The organism is Microvirga vignae (assembly GCF_001017175.1).
Lineage (GTDB): Bacteria > Pseudomonadota > Alphaproteobacteria > Rhizobiales > Beijerinckiaceae > Microvirga > Microvirga vignae.
The window spans coordinates 39,465-57,368 of sequence record NZ_LCYG01000060.1; the positions used below are offsets into that span (position 1 = coordinate 39,465).

Genomic DNA, 17,904 nt, shown 5'->3' on the forward strand with positions numbered 1-17,904 from the left:
TAAGGAAGGGAGGAGATTTCTCCACTAACGACCGCTCCGGTCTCCTGTTCCGGCAGGCTCAGACGGCAGTTTCCATCATGATGGCAAAGGCTTGCTCAGCGGCGATCACTGTCGCCATCTGCACGGTGTGAGCGAAGCGGTAAGCCTCGCCGTAGATGGTCTCGTCGGGAAACTCGGTGATCAGCGTGAGCGGCGTGGGATGGCGCTCCTGCGCCGTCAGCAGGCAGGGCACATCGTTGATCATCTCATAGGGCGCTGCGCCGGAATGAACGGCGCAGAGCTCAAGCTGACGACGCGTGAAATCGGCCAGCCCTGGAACGGCCGACAAGCCTCGCGTAACCGCTTCGATCAAGGTTCGTGCCGTCACCTCCCAGGACGGGTGATAGCGCAGGATGAGGAGGAAGCCTTTCGGAAGCGCCCATCGTTCGAAGCCGCGCGGCAGATAGCCCGTGAAGGGCCGCGTCCATTCATGGGCCGGGTAGCCGTGAAGATTGATGTGGAGCTGGGCGCCCGACAACTCCAGCGCCCTTCGCCGCGCACCGATCTCATAGACCGGCTCTTCCGGTCCATGTTCCAGATCGTTCCCGAGAGAGGTGTAACGCGCTGCATGGTGCATGTGACGCGGGTTGTTCTCGCAGAGCCGCCCATGCAGGGCGTATCCATCCGGGTTCTCGACCGGGATGAAGGCGATGTTGGACCCTGGATTAGCGAGGAGCCGCCGCACCGCCCTGAAGGCGCCGACGGGACCGGAGGTCTCGTTGGCATGCTGCCCGCTCGTGATGAGAACGGCGGGACGCGTGCCAGGCCGATAGAGGCCACGCACAGGCCGCCCCTCACGTGAGGTCGATCCAAAGACCTCGCCCGGCAAAGCAGCGAGCTCCTGCCCGATTTGGACGAGCCCCGGAGCAGCATCTGCTGTTTCGAGCTCCTGCCTGGGCCTTGCGTCGTCCTGCGGAGGCATGAAAGCCCGTAAGGCCACGCGCACATGAGGATCGCCCCTGCCTGCTTGGACATCCGGCACGATCTGCCCCGGCATCAGACCGCGGTCGTCGAGCGGCCTGCCCGATTGATGGTGAAACCATTCGAGAACGGAGAAATAGAGTTCCTCGTGCAATGCCTCTCGCGTGCTCATCACCTCATCGCCACGGCCCAACGCTCGCTCAATGCCTGGGATCGTGACATCGATGGCAATCGTTTCCGCATAAGGCTCCTGCAGCGGCCAGTCATGCGTCATCAGAGTAAACATCACCGCATGAAAGACCTGCTCGATCTCCGTTTCCAACGGCCCATTCCTGCCTGGTGCTCCATCGAGCAACGCCGGTGCTTTGAGCCAGCCCGTGCATGCGAGGTCTGCTTGCCCCAGATGGTTCGAGCGGAGCCGGTTTGGCGCGAATACCGCATGCTCGATCACACGGCCGTCCCGATATTCGCATCGCACCTTGTAGGTGAGGTCCGCATCACCCTTCTCGAACGCGACCTCTACTCCATCCAGCAAAGCCGGCAGCGGATAGGCTTCCGATAGAAAGCGGATGGGATCGGCACTCTCATGCACCGGATAGCGAATGGTGACGTGCCCAAGATCGCTGGTGTCGATCTCCTCGAGGAAGGCATGAACGAGAGGCTTGTAGGCGCTGCGGATGCGCGCCTTGACCCCCGCTTCCAAAAGCCGCTCCTCGGCCCGGCGGCGAGGTTCTTCGTCCTCGAAGAGCCACACCTCGATCGTGTCACCGTGGTAATCGCCCTTGCTCCATTCTCGGACGAGGCGGCCGAGCGTGCGTTCGAAGCGCTGGTCGAGGAGAACCGTCATCCCATCAATCCGCTCACGCTGCTCCCCGCAGCGCTTCCGCCTCAAGCGCTACCCAATGACCGGGCTCCACTTCCCGCATGCGATGGATGAGCGGTTCCTGCCCCACGGGCCGCACCGGGCTCGGAATCTCGCCTTCGATACGCGGCGGAATGCGGGAACGGAGCGGGTCGGCGATCGGAACTGCGGAGAGGAGCTTGCGGGTATAGGAGTGCTGCGGGTTCTCGAAGATCGCCTGGCGAGTGCCCAGCTCGACGATCTGGCCGAGATACATCACGGCGACACGATGGCTGATCTTTTCGACCACGGCCATGTCATGCGTGATGAAGAGATAGGACAGCCTCCTCCTCTCCTGCAGCTCCATGAGCAGATTGACGATCTGCGCCTGGATCGACACGTCGAGCGCCGAGACGGATTCATCTGCGATGATGAGCCGTGGGTCACTCGCAAGCGCCCGCGCGATGCACACGCGCTGGCGCTGGCCGCCGGAAAACTCGTGCGGATAGCGCCTGGCGTGCTGCGGCTGGAGTCCGACCTGCCCCAGCAGTTCATGCACACGATGCTCGATCGCCTTGCGATCCTTGATGAGGCCGTGCACCACGATGGGTTCAGCGATGCTGTAGCCCACCGTATGGCGCGGATCGAGGGAGGCGAAGGGATCCTGGAAGATATATTGGATGTCCTGCCGCAAACGGCGGCGCTCCGCATGGCTCATGGAGGCCATGTCGCGCCCATCGAAGCGCACCGTGCCGCTCGTCGGCTCGACGAGCTGCTGGAGCGTGCGGCCGATGGTGGATTTGCCGGAACCGGATTCGCCCACCAGCGCCAGGGTCTCGCCGGGGTAGATTTCGAAGCTCACCTCCTCCACCGCATGGACGCGATGTGTCACGCGGCCGAAGAAGGACTTACCGACATCGAAACGCGTGGTGAGCTTTTCGACCTGAAGCAGAGGCTTCGTGTAATCGGCGGTCTTCTGCTCGTGCACTCCGCCAATTTCTTTTGGTGCGCCGCCATCCAGCACCATGACGGGCATGCGCCTCGGATAGGGCAGCCCCTTGAAGCTGCCGAGACGCGGCACGGCGGACAGAAGGGCGCGGGTATAGGGATGCTGCGGCGAAGCGAAGATCTCGCGCACGGGCGCCTGCTCCACCTTCTCACCCTTCCACATCACCACCACCTCGTCCGCCATCTCGGCCACCACGCCCATGTCATGGGTGATGAAGATGACAGCTGTGCCCATCTCCTGCTGCAGGTCGCGAATGATGTTGAGGATCTGCGCCTGGATCGTCACATCCAGCGCCGTGGTGGGCTCGTCCGCGATGAGGAGCTTCGGGTTGCAGGCCAGAGCCATCGCGATCATCACGCGCTGGCGCATGCCCCCCGAGAGCTGGTGCGGATAGCGCTCCAACAGCCTGTCCGCATCCGGCAGGCGCACCTTCTGGAGCAGCTCTTTGGCCCTTAAATGTGCCTCGCGCGCGGTCAGTCCCTCGTGCAGGAAGAGGGCCTCTTCGATCTGGTTGCCGATGGTGAAGACCGGGTTGAGCGAGGTCATCGGCTCCTGAAAGATCATGGCGATGTCGTTGCCGCGGATCGCCCGGAGCTGATCGTCGGAGGCCTTCACCAGATCGATGGCCTTCCCCTTATCATGACGCAGCAGAACCTCTCCGCTGACGATCCGCCCGCCGGAATAATCGGTGAGCCGCATGATCGCCAGCGACGTGACGGATTTTCCCGATCCGGATTCACCCACGACGGCCAGCGTCTTTCCCGGCTGAACATCGAAGCTCACGTTCCTGACCGCCCGAAAGGCTCCCGGCCCCTTTCCGAACTCCACGGAAAGATTGCGGACGGAGAGCAGCGGCTGCAACGAATGGGAAAAGGTGTGATCCGGCATCAATGAACCCATGAAAGAGGCACCGGCCCTGTCGGGCCGGCGCTGAATTTCGTCTTCTGTCAGGCGACCCACTCGCCGCCGCGCATCAGCGGTTCGGCCTTACCGTCGTGGGTGATGCCATCCACGTCCACCTGGTCGGAGCCGATCATCCAGTCGATATGGATGAGACTCTTGTTGGCGCCGCGCGAGGCCAGTTCCTCCTCGCTCATGCTGCCGCCCTCGCGGATGCACTTGCTGTAGGCCTGGCCCAGCGCGATGTGGCTCGAGGCGTTCTCGTCGAACAGCGTGTTGAAGAAGAGAAGCCCGCTCTGCGAGATCGGTGACGAGAACGGCACGAGCGCCACCTCGCCGAGACGGCGCGCGCCCTCATCCGTGTCCAGCACTTTGTTCAGCACGGCTTCGCCCGTGCGAGCCTTCGCTTCCACGATGCGACCGCTCTCGAATTTTACCTGGATGTCCTGGATCAGCGTGCCATTATAGGAAAGCGGCTTCGTGCTGGTGACATATCCGTCCACGCGGTCCTTGTGCGGCGTGGTGAAGACTTCTTCGGTCGGGATGTTGGCGTTGCAGACGATGCCGTTCTTCGCCTTGGTCGAACCGCCATTCCACTCGTGCCCGTCAGCCAGACCGACGCGCAGATCCGTGCCGGGACCCCTAAAATGCAGCGCGGCATAGTTCTTCCCGTTCAGCAGGCGCGTGCGCGCCTGGAGGCCAGCGTTGTGCCTCTCCCAGGCCGCAATCGGGTCCGGCGTATCGACGCGGGAGGCGGAGAAGATCGCGCTCCAGAGCTTGGCGACCGCCACATCCTCCGGATCGTTCGGGAACACGGTCTTCGCCCAGGACGGCGTTGCGGCGGACACGATGGTCCAGTTGGTGTCGAAGCCTGCGATCAGGTTGAGGGCTGGCATATAGGCCTTGGAGCGGGCGCGATTGGCGCGGGAGACCTTTTCCGGATCCTCCTTCGCAAGCAGCGACGGATCCTCGCCGACGATGGCAAGCCGTGCCGCGCCGTTCTTATAGGCAGCCGCCATGCCCTCGTAGAGCCAAGCGGAGGCCGCATCGAAGCTCTCGTCGCGGCCATGGCGGAAGCGCATGAGAGTCGCTTCCTCATCCGAGAAGATCGTGGTGACGAGCGTGGCACCCGCCCTGTAGGCATGCTCCGTGATGCGACGCACCAGGGGCACGGCATCGAGCGGGGCCGTCATGATGACCTCCTGACCGGGTTTCAGCCCAAGGCCCACCCGCACGGCGACCTCGGCGAGGCGGTCGAGGAGCCTGGCATGGGCTTCGGCGTCGGATGGCTTTCGGAATTGCTCGTTCATGATGTCATCTCTCGAAAGGCAAAGATTAAAGGAAGGCTACACGCCTGAAGGGCAGGCGCAACCTCCTTGGCTGCAACTCACATATTCCCGGGCATCGCCGAGCCAAGGGCTTCCCGGTCGAAAGCGATGCTCTTGATGAGGGCGTGGACCGGTAAACCCGGCTTAAGACCGAGTCGCTCCACGGACTTTCGGGTCACGCTCGCGACAAGGCTGTCGCCGCCGCAATCCAGGGTCACATCGACGCTGGCGCCAAACGACTCCTCAATCGCCGAAATGACGCCGGCCAGGACATTGAGAGCGCTGAGCCTCTCAGGTGGATCGAGGGAGAGAATAATGTCTCTGGCGCGAAGGCGTACGCGCACGGACGCACCGACGGGAAGGTCGAGGCGGGAGACTGTGAGCGTCCCCGCAGCAGCCTGCAGAACGGTCAGCCCATAAGCCTCCTCGTGTCGAAGCACGCGGGCTTCGACCAAGGCACCTGTTTCAGCCGGGCCGGTGCGAGGAAAGAGCCTCGCGTGTTTCAAGATATCGGAAGCGGACCCAAAGGCAGTCACCTGCCCATCGTTCAGAACCACGATGAAGGTGGCAAGCCGTGCGATTTCCGGAACGGAATGGCTCACGAGAACCATCGGCACATTTCCTTCGTCCCGCAGCCGCTCGATATAGGGATAGATCTCGGCCTTCCTGTCCTCGTCGAGGGAGGCCAATGGCTCGTCCAGCAATAGCAAATGCGGATCGGAGAGAAGCGCGCGCCCGATGGCGACGCGCTGCCTCTCGCCCCCTGACAAGGTCGAGGGCCAGCGGCTCAGCAAATGCCCGATCCCCAGAAGCCCCACGATTGCATCAAAATCGGCAATCTGCTCGCGCCTTGGCGTGAACCAGCGCCCGAACAGAAGATTTCGGCGCACGTTCAGATGCGGGAAAAGGCGCGCCTCCTGAAAGACGTACCCGATCCTCCGCCTGTGCCTCGGTACGAAGATACCTTGCTGCGTATCGACGAGAACACGCCCTTTCACACAAACGCGTCCCGCGCTTGGGCGAATGAGACCACCGATGATGTTGACGAGCGTCGTCTTGCCGGAACCGGAGGGGCCGAACAGAGCCGTCAGCCTCCCTTCCGACCTGAAGCGCGCATCGAGCCGGAAATCGCCCTGCTCATGATGAAGATCGACATCGATGATCATCAAGCGAGAAACCTCCGCCGGACACGGCGCGCCATCCATTCAGAGATCCAGAGCGCCGCTATGGAGATAGCGACGGACACGAGCGTCAAGCGCAATGCACCGCCCTCACCTCCGGGAACCTGCGTGAAGGTGTAGATGGCGGATGGAATGGTCTGCGTCTCGCCTGGAATGTTGGACACAAAAGTGATGGTAGCGCCGAACTCCCCCATCGCCTTCGCGAAGGACAGAACCATGCCGGCGATGATGCCGGGCAGGATCAGCGGCAGAGTGACGAAAAGAAACACCCAGGCAGGATGCGCGCCCAACGTGCCTGCCGCGTCTTCGAGCTTACGATCCACCGTCTCGAGCGACAGACGAATGGCGCGCACGAGCAGGGGAAAGCCCATGATGGCACAGGCGAGAGCCGCGCCCGTCCAGCGGAAGGACAGCACGATGCCGAATTGCTCAGCGAGAACAGAGCCGATAGGGCCACGCCGCCCGAATCCGAGGAGAAGGGCATAGCCGACGACAACAGGCGGAAGAACCAGCGGCAGATGAACAAGAACATCGAGCACCTGCCACCCCCAAAAGCGCCCGCGCTCCAACGCATAGGCGACAGCAATGCCAGGAAGAAGACTTGCCGTCATTGCGACGAGCGCGACCTTGAGGCTCAGGCGGACCGCTGTCCATTCCTCAGGAGAAAGCCAGTCCATCACGAGCCTGAACCCGGTGTTGCCATGAAATTGAAACCCTGCCTCTCGAAGAAGGGTTTGGCTTGTGAGGATTGTAGAAAGTTCAGGAAGGACGCTGCATCCGGATTGGCAGCATCCTTCGTCAGTGCTGCCGGATAAACGATGGGCGGATGGGTGCTCTCAGGAAAAGCCGCAACGATCTCTACGTTCGGATCGGACAGGGCGTCGGTCTTGTAGACAATGCCGAGAGGCGCCTCGCCGCGTGACACGAGAAGAAGCGCAGCGCGCACGTTCTCCGTCTGCGCAATCTTGTCCTTCACGGCGCCCCAAACACCGAGCTTTTCGAGGGCCGCCTTGCCATACTTGCCGGCCGGAACAGCTTCCACCTGTCCCATGGCGAGACGACCATCGCCGAGCGCAGACGCGAGATCGAAACCGGGCTGGAGAGAAACCTGCACGCTCGCGCCTTTTGGTGCAATGAGAACGAGGCTGTTGCCGAGCAGGTTCGTGCGCGTCTCGGGCCGGATCAGGTTCTTCGAGGCCGCATAATCCATCCAGTCGAAATCGGCGGAGAAAAAGATATCCGCAGGCGCTCCCGCTTCGATCTGCTTGGCGAGCGCGTTGCTTGCGGCATAGGAGATCACGAGCGCCTTGCCGGTCTCTCGCTTCCAGGCTGCAACTGCATCGTCGAGAGCGTTCTTGAGGCTCGCGGCGGCAAAGACTACAACGTCCTTGGCCTGTGCGGGGGTCATGAAGCATGCAAGAGCAAGCCCGAAGACCAGCGCCTTGAACGCGCCCCGCCCGGATCGTGCCGTCTGCATAGCCTGCTCCTCAAGCCCTCTTGATCCCGGCATCCTAGCGAACCGGGCTGCGGCTTCAAGCGGGGCGACGCCGGGGTTCGGCTCTCCTCCCCAGGGAGCGGACGAGGCGGTAGCCGAGCAGCACGATCACGATGGCCGCGTAGATCATGGGCTCCGGCGGCCAGGACTTGACCACGAGGATGAAGTGCAAAGCCGCACCAATGGCTGCGAGATAGACGAGGCGGTGTAGCCGTGCCCAGGCCTGCCCGCCCATGCGCCGGATCGCGGCATTGGTGGAGGTGAGCGCCAGCGGCACGAGAATGACGAAGGTCGCCATGCCGATGGTGATGTAGGGCCGCTTCACGATATCGGCCCAGATCGCTGCAAAATCCAATCCCTGGTCGAGTACCGTATAGGTTACGAGGTGCAGGAACGCGTAGTAGAAGACGAGAAGCCCGAGGGCACGGCGATAGCGCAGAAGGTTGATGGAAAAGAGCTGGCGCAAAGGCGTGACCGCAAGCGTTGCGATGAGAAAGCGAAACGCCCAGAGACCCAGCGCCTGCTCCAGATAGCGCATCGGGTCTGCGCCGAGCTGATCGGTGATGCCCGCATAGAAGAGCCACACCGCCGGAACGAAGCCGACGATGTAGACAAGAATCTTTGGCACCTGAGGCAGCGCAAAGCCCTTCTTCGCGCCTTGAACGGCAGCTCGATCCGCCATCAATAGTATTTCCGCAAATCCATGCCGTTATAAAGGCTCGCCACCTGCTCGGCATAGCCGTTGAACATGAGCGTGGGGCGCCTTTTCGTGAACAACCCGCCCTCCCCAATCCGCCGCTCGGTCGCCTGGCTCCAGCGCGGATGGTCCACGTTCGGGTTCACGTTGGCGTAGAAGCCGTACTCGTTGGGTGCCTGCTTGTTCCAGGCGGTCTGCGGCTGCCTCTCCACGAAGCTGATGCGTGTGATCGACTTGATGCCCTTGAAACCGTATTTCCACGGCACGACAAGGCGGATCGGCGCGCCGTTCTGGTTCGGCAGCGTCTCGCCGTAGAGGCCGACCGCCAGGATCGTGAGCGGGTGCATGGCCTCGTCCAGCCGCAGGCCCTCCCGATAGGGCCAGTCGAGCACGGGGAAGACGGAGCGAAGGCCGGACATCTCGTCGGGACGATTGGCCGTCTCGAACGCGACATACTTCGCGCTGCCGAGCGGCTCCACGCGCTTGATGAGATTGGCCAGAGGGAAACCGACCCAAGGGATCACCATGGACCATCCCTCGACGCAGCGCATGCGGTAGATGCGCTCCTCGAGGGTCGAGGACTTGATGAGATCCTCGATGCCGATCTCCTGAGGCCTTGACACCAGCCCGTCGACCTTCACCGTCCAGGGAGAGGTCTTGAGCTTTCCCGCATTCTTTGCCGGGTCGCTCTTGTCGACGCCGAACTCGTAAAAGTTGTTGTAGCTCGTCACGTCCTCACGGCTCGTGAGCTTCTCATCCGTGGAGAAAGGACTCTTGGCGGCCGACAACGGCGCAGCCTCCAATCCTTCCGGTAGGGCAGCCGCCAGGGCAAGCCCGGCGGCACCGGCCATCCATTGCCGCCGGTTGAGATAGACCTCCCGAGGCGTGATCTCGGAGGGAAGGATATCGGAAGAACGACGGATAAACACGGCGAAACCTCGTTTAAAGCCCATATGATAGGGGTACACCCGAGAACGCCAGCCGTGCTTTCACGTTTCCGTGTAGAGCCTCACGCCGTGGCGATACGCGTGCCATGCTCGTCAAAGAGGTGAGCATGATGAGGGACCGGCTTCAGGGCCACGGCCTCACCCGGTTTCAACGCACAGCGCTCCCGCAGCACGACCGTGAGACTGCCTCCCTCGGCCTTCACGAGCAGCGTGGTGTCGGACCCTGTCGGCTCCACCACGGAAACAGTGGCCGGAATGGAATCCGGGGTTCCAGCCGGTGCAATCTGAAGATGCTCGGGCCGGATGCCATAGGTGATTTCGGATCCCAGGCCGACAGGTGGCTTGACCTCCAACGGCAGGACTGCGCCGCTCGGGAGCACGAACCCGCCCGGACCGAAGCGCCCGTCGATGAAGTTCATGGCGGGAGAGCCGATGAAGCCTGCCACGAAGCGGTTGGCCGGACGGTCGTAGAGCTCCAGCGGCGCGCCGATCTGCTCCACCACGCCATCGTGCATCACCACGATCTTGTCGGCCATGGTCATGGCCTCGATCTGGTCGTGCGTGACATAGATCGTCGTGGTCTTCAGGCGCTGGTGCAGCTCCTTGATCTCGGCGCGCATCTGAACGCGCAGCTTGGCGTCGAGATTGGAGAGCGGCTCGTCGAACAGGAAGACCTGCGGATCGCGCACGATGGCGCGGCCCATGGCGACGCGCTGGCGCTGGCCGCCGGAAAGCTGGCGCGGATAACGATCGAGAAGCGGGGTGAGGCCGAGCGAGTTTGCGGCCTCCGTCACGCGCTTCTTCTGCTCAGCCTGCGGCACGCCCTTGAGCTTGAGCGAGAACGCCATGTTCTCCGCAACCGTCATATGCGGGTAGAGCGCATAGGACTGGAACACCATCGCGATGTCGCGGTCTTTCGGCGGCACGTCGTTGACGACGCGAGGACCGATACGGATGTCGCCGCTGGTGATGTCCTCCAATCCCGCGATCATGCGCAGCAGCGTCGACTTTCCGCAGCCCGATGGTCCGACGAGAATGACGAACTCGCCATCCTGGATGTCGATGTCGACACCTTTGATGATCGAGACGGTGCCGAAGGACTTTCGGACATCATGGATCGATACATTGGCCATTCTGTTCTCCCTCAGGCGGTTCAGGCTTGCGCGGCCCGGACGAATTTCTTGGTGATCTCGCGCGGATTGGTGATGGCCGTTCCCACCACCACCGCATGGGCGCCGCGCTTGAAAGCTTCCGCGACGAGCTCGGGCGTATCGAAACGGCCCTCGGCGACGATCGGCACCGGGAGAGCGGCGATCAGGGCCTCCAGCAGCTCCAGATCGGGCCCCTCCCCTCTGCGCATGGTCGTCTCTTCCGTGTAGCCGGAAAGCGTCGTCGCCACATAGGTGGCGCCGTAAGCGTACGCTGCCTTGGCCTCGTCCAGCGTGGCGATATCGGCAAAGACTTCCTTCGTCAGCTCATTGCGGATGCGAGCGATTAGGCGCTCAACCGGATCGCCGTCGCGAGGACGTGGGGTAGCATCGATGCCGATGATGTCTGCGCCCGCTTTCGCAATCTGCTCGGCATTCTCGAAGCCGGGCGTGATGTAGACCGAGAAGCGCTCGTCCCACACTTTCGAGATGCCGATGATCGGGAGAGCGGTCACAGCACGGATCGCCGCGACATCCTCCACCCCATTGGCGCGAATGCCCTGCGCGCCGCCCGCCTCCGCCGCGCGGGCCATGGCCGACATGTAGACGGATCCGTGCAGCGGGTTGTCCGCGCGGGCCTGGCATGAAACGACGAGGGCGCCTTTCGGGATCAGCATGCTACTTCACCGCTCCCGCCGTCATGCCCTGGATGAACTGGCGCGACAGGGCGATGTAGAGAAGCGTGATCGGCGCCGCCGCAATGGTGAGGCCCGCAAACAGCATGCCCCAATCGGTGGTATACTCCCCCATGAAGGTGGTGAGGCCCTGCGGCAGCGTCTTGTAGGAGTCGGTCTGGATGAACACGAGCGGGAAGAAGAAGTCGTTCCAGATCGGTACGGCGTTCTGAATGGCCGCAATTGCCATGGGCGGGCGCGCCAGCGGCAGCATGACGGACCACATGATGCGCGGCTCCGAAGCGCCATCGATGCGGGCCGCATCCTCCAGCTCAGCCGGAAGGGAGCGCAGGAAGCCCGCCATGATGAAGACGGCAGAGGGCAAGCCGATGGCCGTATAGGTGACGATGAGGCTCCAGCGGCTGTCGAGTAGGTTGAGATCCCGCAACAGGATGAAGAGCGGGATCACCGCGAGCTTCAACGGCAGCATCAACCCCGCCAGGAAGAAGAGCAGGATGAAGGTGTTGGTGCGCGATTCATACCGCGCCACCGCATAGCCCGCCATGGTGCCGAGCACGAGGATCAGCAGGATCGAGATGCCGGTCACGATAATCGAGTTGACGAAATAGGTCGGCATCGAGGTTTCGCCGAGCACCTTGGCGAAGTTATGCACCTGGGTGAAATCGGGCAGCGCGAAGGGGTGCTCGAAGATCTCGCCCGTCGTCTTGAAGGCGGAGAGCACCATCACCACGACCGGATAGAGCATGACGAACGAGTTCGCGATCAGGATCACCTGCGCCAGGAAGGCGAAGGAGACGGGCTGCCGCGAAGAGGAAGAAGCAGGGGAAGATTTGGCCATGGCGATCAAAACTGGATCTCCCGACGGCGCAGCCACAAGGTCAGCATGGACGCGAAGACGACGATGAAGAGAAAGATGAGGGTGGCGAGCGCCGAGCCCAGACCGAAATTCTGGATGCTGGCGCTCTGGTTGCCGAAGGCGGTGCGGTAGAAGACGAGACCCAGCACATCTGTCGAACCGAAGGGTGAACCGTCGAGGCCTACCATCACATAAGGAATCTCGAACCAGTTGAACGCGCCGATGAAGAGCAGCGTGAAGAGAATGGTGGTGCTGGGCGCCACCAGCGGCCACACGATATTCTTCAGCAACTGCCATTCGGTGGTGCCGTCAAGCCGCGCCGCCTCGATGATCTCGGAGGGAATGCGCTGCATGCCGGCGAGATAGACGAGCGTCGGGAAGCCAACGAAGTGCCAGGCATTGGCGAGGATGAGTGCACCAAGCGCGGTCGAGGAATCGCCGAGCCAGGGCTTCGCCCATGAATCGAGGCCGATCGAATAGATCGCCTGATTGATGATGCCGAAATTCGGATTGAGGAAGAGCTTCCAGAGGAAGCCTACGATGATCGTCGACAGAACCACCGGCACGAACACCGCCACCCGGTGGAAGCGGAAGCCGAAGGGCTCCTTGTAGAGCAGCCAGGCGAGGAAAAAGCCGCCGCCGTTCTGGATGATCATGAGCGCCACGAGTGCATAGACATTGTGCAGGAAGGCATTCCACACGGTCGGCGCCATGGTGGCACCGAGGAGCACCTCCTTGAAATTCGCCAATCCCACGAACTCGCCGCGCGCCAACCCGCGCCATTCATAGAAGGCGTAAGCGAAGGCTGAGAGGATCGGATAGACCACGAACAGCGACATGAACACGACCGGCGGGACGACGAGAAACGCCACCCAGCTGCGATGCTTCAACGTGCGGGCCTGTTTGGGCGAGACGGGCATGGGACGAGCTTTCGGAGAAGAGCGGCGGATGAACCCCATCCGCCGCCCTCATGTCAGAGACTTACTTCTGGAACGGCTTGTAGTAGGTCGCGATGCCCTTGTTGATCTCGGCAGCCGCCTGCTCAGGCGTCTGCTGGCCGGCGAGCATCTTCTGCACGTTCGACTGCAGCAGCACCGATCCGCTCGGCTCCTGATAGCGGAAGCGCACGAGCATCAGGTAGGACATGGAATTCTCGGCGAGCTTCGCCACTTCCTGCGTGATCGGGTCCTCGATCTTGATGCCCTTGATCGGCGACAGGTTCTTCAGGGTGTTGGTGAAGGCCGTGCCGTATTCCGGCGTCGCGAGGAAGCGCACGAACTTGAGCGCTGCGTCCTTCTTCTCGCTCTTCGCGTTCACCGCATAGCCGCCGTCATAATAGGTCGCGATCAGCGCCTGGTCGCCAGCCTTCAGCACAGGGGCCGGGAACACGCCGAGATCGAGCGTGGGGTTCTGGTTCTTGAAATTGGCGACCTCATAGGAACCACCCGCGAACATGGCCGCGCGGCCCGCCACGAAGAGCTGCTGCGAGGACGGATAATCGACGCCGGTGAAGTTCGGCGAGAAGTACTGGCTGATGTCCTTCAGCTTGGCGAGAGCGTTGACGAAGCGAGGATCGGTGAAGTTCGCCTTGCCGGAGATGATGTCTTCCTCGAACTGCTTGCCGAGCATGGAGGACAAAAGACCGCCGACGATGGTCTCGTTCTGCCAGGCGGTGGCAGTGCCGTTGGCAAACGGCGTGATGTTCTTGGACTTCAGGGTCTGAGCGAGCGTCATCAGCTCATCCCAGGTCTTCGGCGGGTTCACGCCGTTATCCTTGAAGATCTTCTTGTTGTAGACGACGAGCTGAGCCTGCATGGCGAAAGGCACGGCATAGATCTTGCCGTCGGCACGCAGCGTCTCGGCGGCGAGCGCCGGTTCCGGGAAGTTCACCAGCTCCGGCACGTTCTGCTTGTCGAGGGCGAGCAGGTAGCCGGGAGTCGCGATGGTCTCCAGGTTGCCGTAGGCGCGAACCTGGATCACGTCCGGCCCGCGGCCGGCGGCGAGCGCCGTGGAGAGAATGGTCTGGTAGTTCTCGGGCGCATAGGTCTCGAACTTGATCGAGATGTTCGGCTCCTTGGCCTGGAACTTCTTGATGGTGTCCTGGTAGAAGGCCTTGTCCTCCTGGCGCCAGCTCCAGAAGGTCAGCTCGGTCTGCTGAGCCATGGCGGCGGTGCCTGAGAACAGGAAGCTGCCGGCGGCAGCGCCCATCAGAATGCGTCGGGTCAGTTTCATTGTCGGCTCCCTCATTGTTGAAGTCCTGGAGCATCGGACCCAAAAGTGGGAACCACTTCTGGGGTTGATCCGATGCCCCTTTCTTGAAGAGCGCATCGTGCGGAAAACCGGATCCACTTTTCCGCACGATGCGCTAACCGCTTGTCTCGGCTGCGATCACGAGCACTGTCGCATCATCATGCGTTTTCACACGCGGATAATCCCCCGACCGGAGATCGCCGCGCTCCAACGCCCGCAATTCCTCGATCAACTCCTCTCCCCTGCCCTCGGCCAGAGCGGCGTGAAGGGAGCGATCCGTATAAGCTGAAAAGACATCCACGAGGCGCATGAAGCCGTCGGTCGCGAGCACGATCACCTCGCCCACCTGGATCTGAGCCTCGAACCGCAGCTCACGCCCGACCCAGGGCAAGGATGGGCTCACAACCCAATAGCCGTCCGGCTGATTGAGCTTGGTGCGGTTCTCCAGGATCTGACGCCTCACCGCCTCCGGCATCTGACCCAGCTCGTGGCCTCCGGCCTCCAGAGCGGCGAGCGTCTTCCGCTCGAAGGGCTTTGCCCGCTCGTCCGTCCAGCGCACGATGCCGTGCTCTCTCGGCACGAGAGCCACCACGTCCCCAAGGAAGAAGCCCTTGACCATCAGCTTTCCGGCTTCGGCCTCGCGAGCCTGAATCAAGCCCAGGCATGCCGAAGGGGTATGATGAACATGGTGGCCGGGAAGATGGGCAGTGACAGCCTCGAACCTGCGCTGAACCTCGGATTCGAGCCGCCTCAGGCCCTCTGCCCCAAGGCAATCCTCGCTCGCCAGCCTCTCAAGGGTTTCGCCGATGACGCCCGCGAGCCATGCGGCATCGCTGCCGCCCTTCGTCAGCTGCTCCGTCGAAAGACCCGTGGCACCATCGATGACCCAAGCCGAATGGCCGTGCAGGCCCAGCCCGTCCTCATTGATACGGGAGCCGCTTAAGGATTGCCGGTACAACGACCGGAAAAGGGGTTTAGGGCCAGTCAGGGTCACCCCTAACTGGTCTCATATTGGTCGTTCCGTGTCCATACTGGTCTTAAGGGCTGTTCACATCCCGTAGGGTTAGAGGGGCAACCCGGTGTAGTTCTCGGCCAGGGATTTGGACGCGGCCTCGGACGAGACGAGATAATCGAACTCCGTCCGCTGCATCCGGCGGCCGAAGGCATCGGTCTCAGGGAAAGTGTGGAGAATCGAGGTCATCCACCAGGAAAACCGCTCCGCCTTCCAGACCCGGGCCAGCACCCGGGCCGAATAGCCGTCGATTCCGGCGGAGGAACGCCCCTGATAGAACTCGGTCAGCGCCTCGGCCAGGGCTCCGACGTCGCTGGCGGCGAGGTTCAGCCCCTTGGCTCCGGTAGGCGGCACGATATGAGCGGCATCGCCCGCCAGGAACAGTCGACCGAAGCGGAGAGGCTCGACCACGAAGCTGCGCAACGGCGCGACGGACCTCTCGATGGAGGGACCGGTGACAAGCCTTTCCGCCGTTTCCTCGTCCACACGCCGACGCAGTTCATCCCAGAACCGGTCGTCGGACCAGTCTTCGACCTTCTCGCCGGACGGCACCTGGACATAGTAGCGGCTTCGGGTGGGAGAGCGCATGGAGCAGAGGGCGAAGCCCCGCGCGTGGTGGGCATAGATCAGTTCGTCCGCCACAGGCGGGCGATCGACCAGCACACCGAGCCAGCCGAAGGGATAGACGCGCTCATACGTCGTCAGCGCCCCCGCCGGAACGCTGGCGCGGCACACGCCGTGAAAGCCGTCGCATCCGGCAATGAACTCACAGGCGATTTCCTGCGAGACGCCGTCCTTGGCGAAACGGACTTTCGGCTTGTCCGTGTCGAAGTCGTGGATCGTGACGTCATCGGCCTCGTAGATGGAGACCGCCCCGGACGCATCGCGCGCATGCATGAGATCGCGCGTCACTTCCGTCTGGCCATAGACCGTGACTGTCCGCCCGATCAGTTCGCGGAAGTTGAAGCGGTGCTTGTCGCCATCGAAGCAGAACTCCACGCCGTCATGCACCAGGCCCTCGGCATGCATGCGGTCGCTGACGCCTGCCTTTTCCAGAAGCTCGACGGTGCCCTGCTCCAGCACGCCGGCCCGGATACGGCCGAGCACGTAGTCCCGACTGCGCCGCTCGACGATGATCGTCTCAATTCCCGTTTTATGCAGGAGTTGCCCGAGCAAGAGCCCTGCGGGGCCTGCGCCGATGACCGCGACCTTGGTGCGCATTGTCGTTCCCTCCTGCGGCGCCGTATGCAGCGCCTCTTGTTCGTTTTTGGTCATCCCCCGTCCCTCAGACCGTGCATCTCAGGAAGCGAACCGCAGCTTGGCTTACGGCGTTCACCTGCAAAGGAGATGGCACGATGGCTGAAGGAGAGCGGAAAAATCCCGGCGATGAAGATGCACCCGGCACCCCGCAAACGGGTGAAAACATCTGTCCTACCTGCAGCGGCTCCGGCCAGTTGAACCAGAGGCCTTGTCCTGATTGCGGCGGAAGCGGCAGAGTGACAGTCATCGTCGGCGATGCCTAATGCTGAGCGTTTGCTGACGACGAAAAGCTCATGCTGCTGGCGAGCGCCCGCGCCTTGTTCAAGCCCGCGGCTGTCGCCATCACCATCTGAGGCAGCACGAGCCATTCCAAGGTCCACGCGGCGCCCGACCGCTCGTTCTCATGCACGAGCGCCTGATGCAGCGTGCCGAGCAGGCCCGCATTGTAGCGCGCCAAGGTGACGAGCAGTTCGGCCTGCACCGGATTGGACTTGTGCGGCATGGCGGAAGACCCGCCGCCGGAGGCGAGGCGCACTTCGCCGACCTCGTTCTGGGCCATCAAGGCCACATCCTGCCCGGTCTTGCCGAGGGTTCCCGACAGAAGCGAGAGAAAGGCCGCGAACTCGCCGATCCGGTCGCGTTGCGAGTGCCAGGACGGTCCATAGCCAAGACCTAAAATCTCAGCCATGGCATCGGCAACTGCATCGCCATGATCCTTCATCTCGCCGCGCGTTCCGATGGGACCGCCGAGCTGAACCACGAGAAGGCGCGGCGCGAGATTATCGAGACTCTCGGCGTGTCGTTCCAGCGGTTGCAGCCAAGTGTCGATCTTGTCCCCAGCGGTGAAAGGCAGCGCCCGCTGCATGCGCGTATGAGCCATCAGCTTCACCGCACCATCACGCGCACGCAAGTTGCGGAGGGCCGAGACCAGTGCAGTGATACGGTTTCCGAAAATCTCGGTGATGCTTTTCAGTCGAACAACGAGCGCCGTGTCGATGATATCCTGGCTGGTCGCACCAAAATGGACGGCCTTGGCGTGGGGCTCTCCGACAGCCGCCCGGAGCTGCTTGACGAGTTCAGGAACGACAACCCCATCCTGAGCAAGTCCCTCCGCCAGTTTCGGCCAGTCAGGACGGAACGAATGGCAGACTTGCGTGATCCTCTGCGCGGCGTCCTCATCGATCAATCCGACTTGAGCCTGAGCCCTCGCGAGTGCGGCCTCGACTTCGAGCATCGCCGAGAGTTCGGCCCCATTGGAAAAGATAGCCTCCACGGCCTCATCGCCAACGAGAGCTTGCAGAAACGGATGGGAAAACGCCTGCATG

Annotated in this window: 16 protein-coding genes; all 16 read right to left on the bottom strand. The window is 62.4% G+C overall.

Annotated elements, in window-relative coordinates:
• Window positions 1-58 precede the first annotated feature (58 nt).
• Window positions 59-1,807, bottom strand: coding sequence for a M14 family zinc carboxypeptidase (locus AA309_RS21805; RefSeq protein WP_047191137.1), 1,749 nt, complete (start codon window positions 1,805-1,807; stop codon window positions 59-61).
• A gap of 13 nt (window positions 1,808-1,820) precedes the next feature.
• Window positions 1,821-3,698 carry an ABC transporter ATP-binding protein gene (locus AA309_RS21810; protein ID WP_047191198.1) on the bottom strand — a complete coding sequence of 626 codons (1,878 nt, stop codon included), beginning with the start codon at window positions 3,696-3,698 and terminating at the stop codon, window positions 1,821-1,823.
• Window positions 3,699-3,757: 59 nt separating this feature from the next.
• On the bottom strand, window positions 3,758-5,020 hold the full coding sequence (locus AA309_RS21815; RefSeq protein WP_047191138.1) for an aminopeptidase: 1,263 nt from the start codon (window positions 5,018-5,020) through the stop codon (window positions 3,758-3,760).
• A gap of 77 nt (window positions 5,021-5,097) precedes the next feature.
• A complete protein-coding gene (gene modC / locus AA309_RS21820) occupies window positions 5,098-6,204 on the bottom strand; it encodes a molybdenum ABC transporter ATP-binding protein (protein WP_047191139.1) in 1,107 nt (368 codons plus the stop codon).
• Window positions 6,204-6,896 carry a molybdate ABC transporter permease subunit gene (gene modB, locus AA309_RS21825; protein WP_047191140.1) on the bottom strand — a complete coding sequence of 231 codons (693 nt, stop codon included), beginning with the start codon at window positions 6,894-6,896 and terminating at the stop codon, window positions 6,204-6,206. The genes modC and modB overlap by 1 nt, the downstream gene beginning before the upstream one ends.
• The gene (modA, locus tag AA309_RS21830) at window positions 6,896-7,696 is read right to left on the bottom strand and encodes a molybdate ABC transporter substrate-binding protein (RefSeq protein ID WP_047191141.1); all 801 of its coding nucleotides are present in this window, start codon (window positions 7,694-7,696) and stop codon (window positions 6,896-6,898) included. Before modA ends, modB begins: the two co-directional genes overlap by 1 nt.
• Window positions 7,697-7,751: 55 nt before the next feature.
• The gene (gene msrQ / locus AA309_RS21835; RefSeq protein ID WP_047191142.1) at window positions 7,752-8,396 is read right to left on the bottom strand and encodes a protein-methionine-sulfoxide reductase heme-binding subunit MsrQ; all 645 of its coding nucleotides are present in this window, start codon (window positions 8,394-8,396) and stop codon (window positions 7,752-7,754) included.
• Entirely contained in the window at window positions 8,396-9,340 is a 945-nt protein-coding gene (gene msrP / locus AA309_RS21840; RefSeq protein WP_244470443.1) for a protein-methionine-sulfoxide reductase catalytic subunit MsrP, read from the bottom strand. Before msrP ends, msrQ begins: the two co-directional genes overlap by 1 nt.
• A gap of 80 nt (window positions 9,341-9,420) precedes the next feature.
• Entirely contained in the window at window positions 9,421-10,491 is a 1,071-nt protein-coding gene (locus AA309_RS21845) for an ABC transporter ATP-binding protein (protein ID WP_047191144.1), read from the bottom strand.
• A 20-nt stretch (window positions 10,492-10,511) separates the two neighbouring features.
• Window positions 10,512-11,183, bottom strand: a complete 672-nt coding sequence (locus AA309_RS21850; protein WP_047191145.1) for an N-acetylmannosamine-6-phosphate 2-epimerase — start codon at window positions 11,181-11,183, stop codon at window positions 10,512-10,514.
• Window position 11,184: 1 nt separating this feature from the next.
• Window positions 11,185-12,039: a carbohydrate ABC transporter permease gene (locus AA309_RS21855; protein WP_047191199.1), complete on the bottom strand. Its 855-nt coding sequence runs from the start codon at window positions 12,037-12,039 to the stop codon at window positions 11,185-11,187.
• Between the two features lie 5 nt (window positions 12,040-12,044).
• A complete protein-coding gene (locus AA309_RS21860) occupies window positions 12,045-13,016 on the bottom strand; it encodes a carbohydrate ABC transporter permease (protein WP_244470444.1) in 972 nt (323 codons plus the stop codon).
• A 22-nt stretch (window positions 13,017-13,038) separates the two neighbouring features.
• Window positions 13,039-14,289 carry an extracellular solute-binding protein gene (locus AA309_RS21865; protein ID WP_084731494.1) on the bottom strand — a complete coding sequence of 417 codons (1,251 nt, stop codon included), beginning with the start codon at window positions 14,287-14,289 and terminating at the stop codon, window positions 13,039-13,041.
• 133 nt (window positions 14,290-14,422) lie between these two features.
• Window positions 14,423-15,301, bottom strand: a complete 879-nt coding sequence (locus AA309_RS21870; RefSeq protein ID WP_047191146.1) for a hypothetical protein — start codon at window positions 15,299-15,301, stop codon at window positions 14,423-14,425.
• 69 nt (window positions 15,302-15,370) lie between these two features.
• On the bottom strand, window positions 15,371-16,540 hold the full coding sequence (gene pobA / locus AA309_RS21875; protein ID WP_047191202.1) for a 4-hydroxybenzoate 3-monooxygenase: 1,170 nt from the start codon (window positions 16,538-16,540) through the stop codon (window positions 15,371-15,373).
• Between the two features lie 298 nt (window positions 16,541-16,838).
• The gene (locus AA309_RS21880; protein ID WP_047191147.1) at window positions 16,839-17,903 is read right to left on the bottom strand and encodes a 3-carboxy-cis,cis-muconate cycloisomerase; all 1,065 of its coding nucleotides are present in this window, start codon (window positions 17,901-17,903) and stop codon (window positions 16,839-16,841) included.
• Window position 17,904 lies beyond the last annotated feature (1 nt).

Coding starts and splice junctions, on each gene's coding strand:
- modB (WP_047191140.1), bottom strand. CDS start 6,896: ATGGACTGGCTTTCTCCTGAGGAATGGACAGCGGTCCGCCTGAGCCTC.
- modA (WP_047191141.1), bottom strand. CDS start 7,696: ATGCAGACGGCACGATCCGGGCGGGGCGCGTTCAAGGCGCTGGTCTTC.
- AA309_RS21860 (WP_244470444.1), bottom strand. CDS start 13,016: ATGGGGTTCATCCGCCGCTCTTCTCCGAAAGCTCGTCCCATGCCCGTC.
- AA309_RS21845 (WP_047191144.1), bottom strand. CDS start 10,491: ATGGCCAATGTATCGATCCATGATGTCCGAAAGTCCTTCGGCACCGTC.
- AA309_RS21810 (WP_047191198.1), bottom strand. CDS start 3,698: ATGCCGGATCACACCTTTTCCCATTCGTTGCAGCCGCTGCTCTCCGTC.
- pobA (WP_047191202.1), bottom strand. CDS start 16,540: ATGCGCACCAAGGTCGCGGTCATCGGCGCAGGCCCCGCAGGGCTCTTG.
- AA309_RS21880 (WP_047191147.1), bottom strand. CDS start 17,903: ATGCAGGCGTTTTCCCATCCGTTTCTGCAAGCTCTCGTTGGCGATGAG.
- AA309_RS21865 (WP_084731494.1), bottom strand. CDS start 14,289: ATGAAACTGACCCGACGCATTCTGATGGGCGCTGCCGCCGGCAGCTTC.
- AA309_RS21815 (WP_047191138.1), bottom strand. CDS start 5,020: ATGAACGAGCAATTCCGAAAGCCATCCGACGCCGAAGCCCATGCCAGG.
- AA309_RS21850 (WP_047191145.1), bottom strand. CDS start 11,183: ATGCTGATCCCGAAAGGCGCCCTCGTCGTTTCATGCCAGGCCCGCGCG.
- AA309_RS21855 (WP_047191199.1), bottom strand. CDS start 12,039: ATGGCCAAATCTTCCCCTGCTTCTTCCTCTTCGCGGCAGCCCGTCTCC.
- AA309_RS21805 (WP_047191137.1), bottom strand. CDS start 1,807: ATGACGGTTCTCCTCGACCAGCGCTTCGAACGCACGCTCGGCCGCCTC.
- modC (WP_047191139.1), bottom strand. CDS start 6,204: ATGATCATCGATGTCGATCTTCATCATGAGCAGGGCGATTTCCGGCTC.
- msrQ (WP_047191142.1), bottom strand. CDS start 8,396: ATGGCGGATCGAGCTGCCGTTCAAGGCGCGAAGAAGGGCTTTGCGCTG.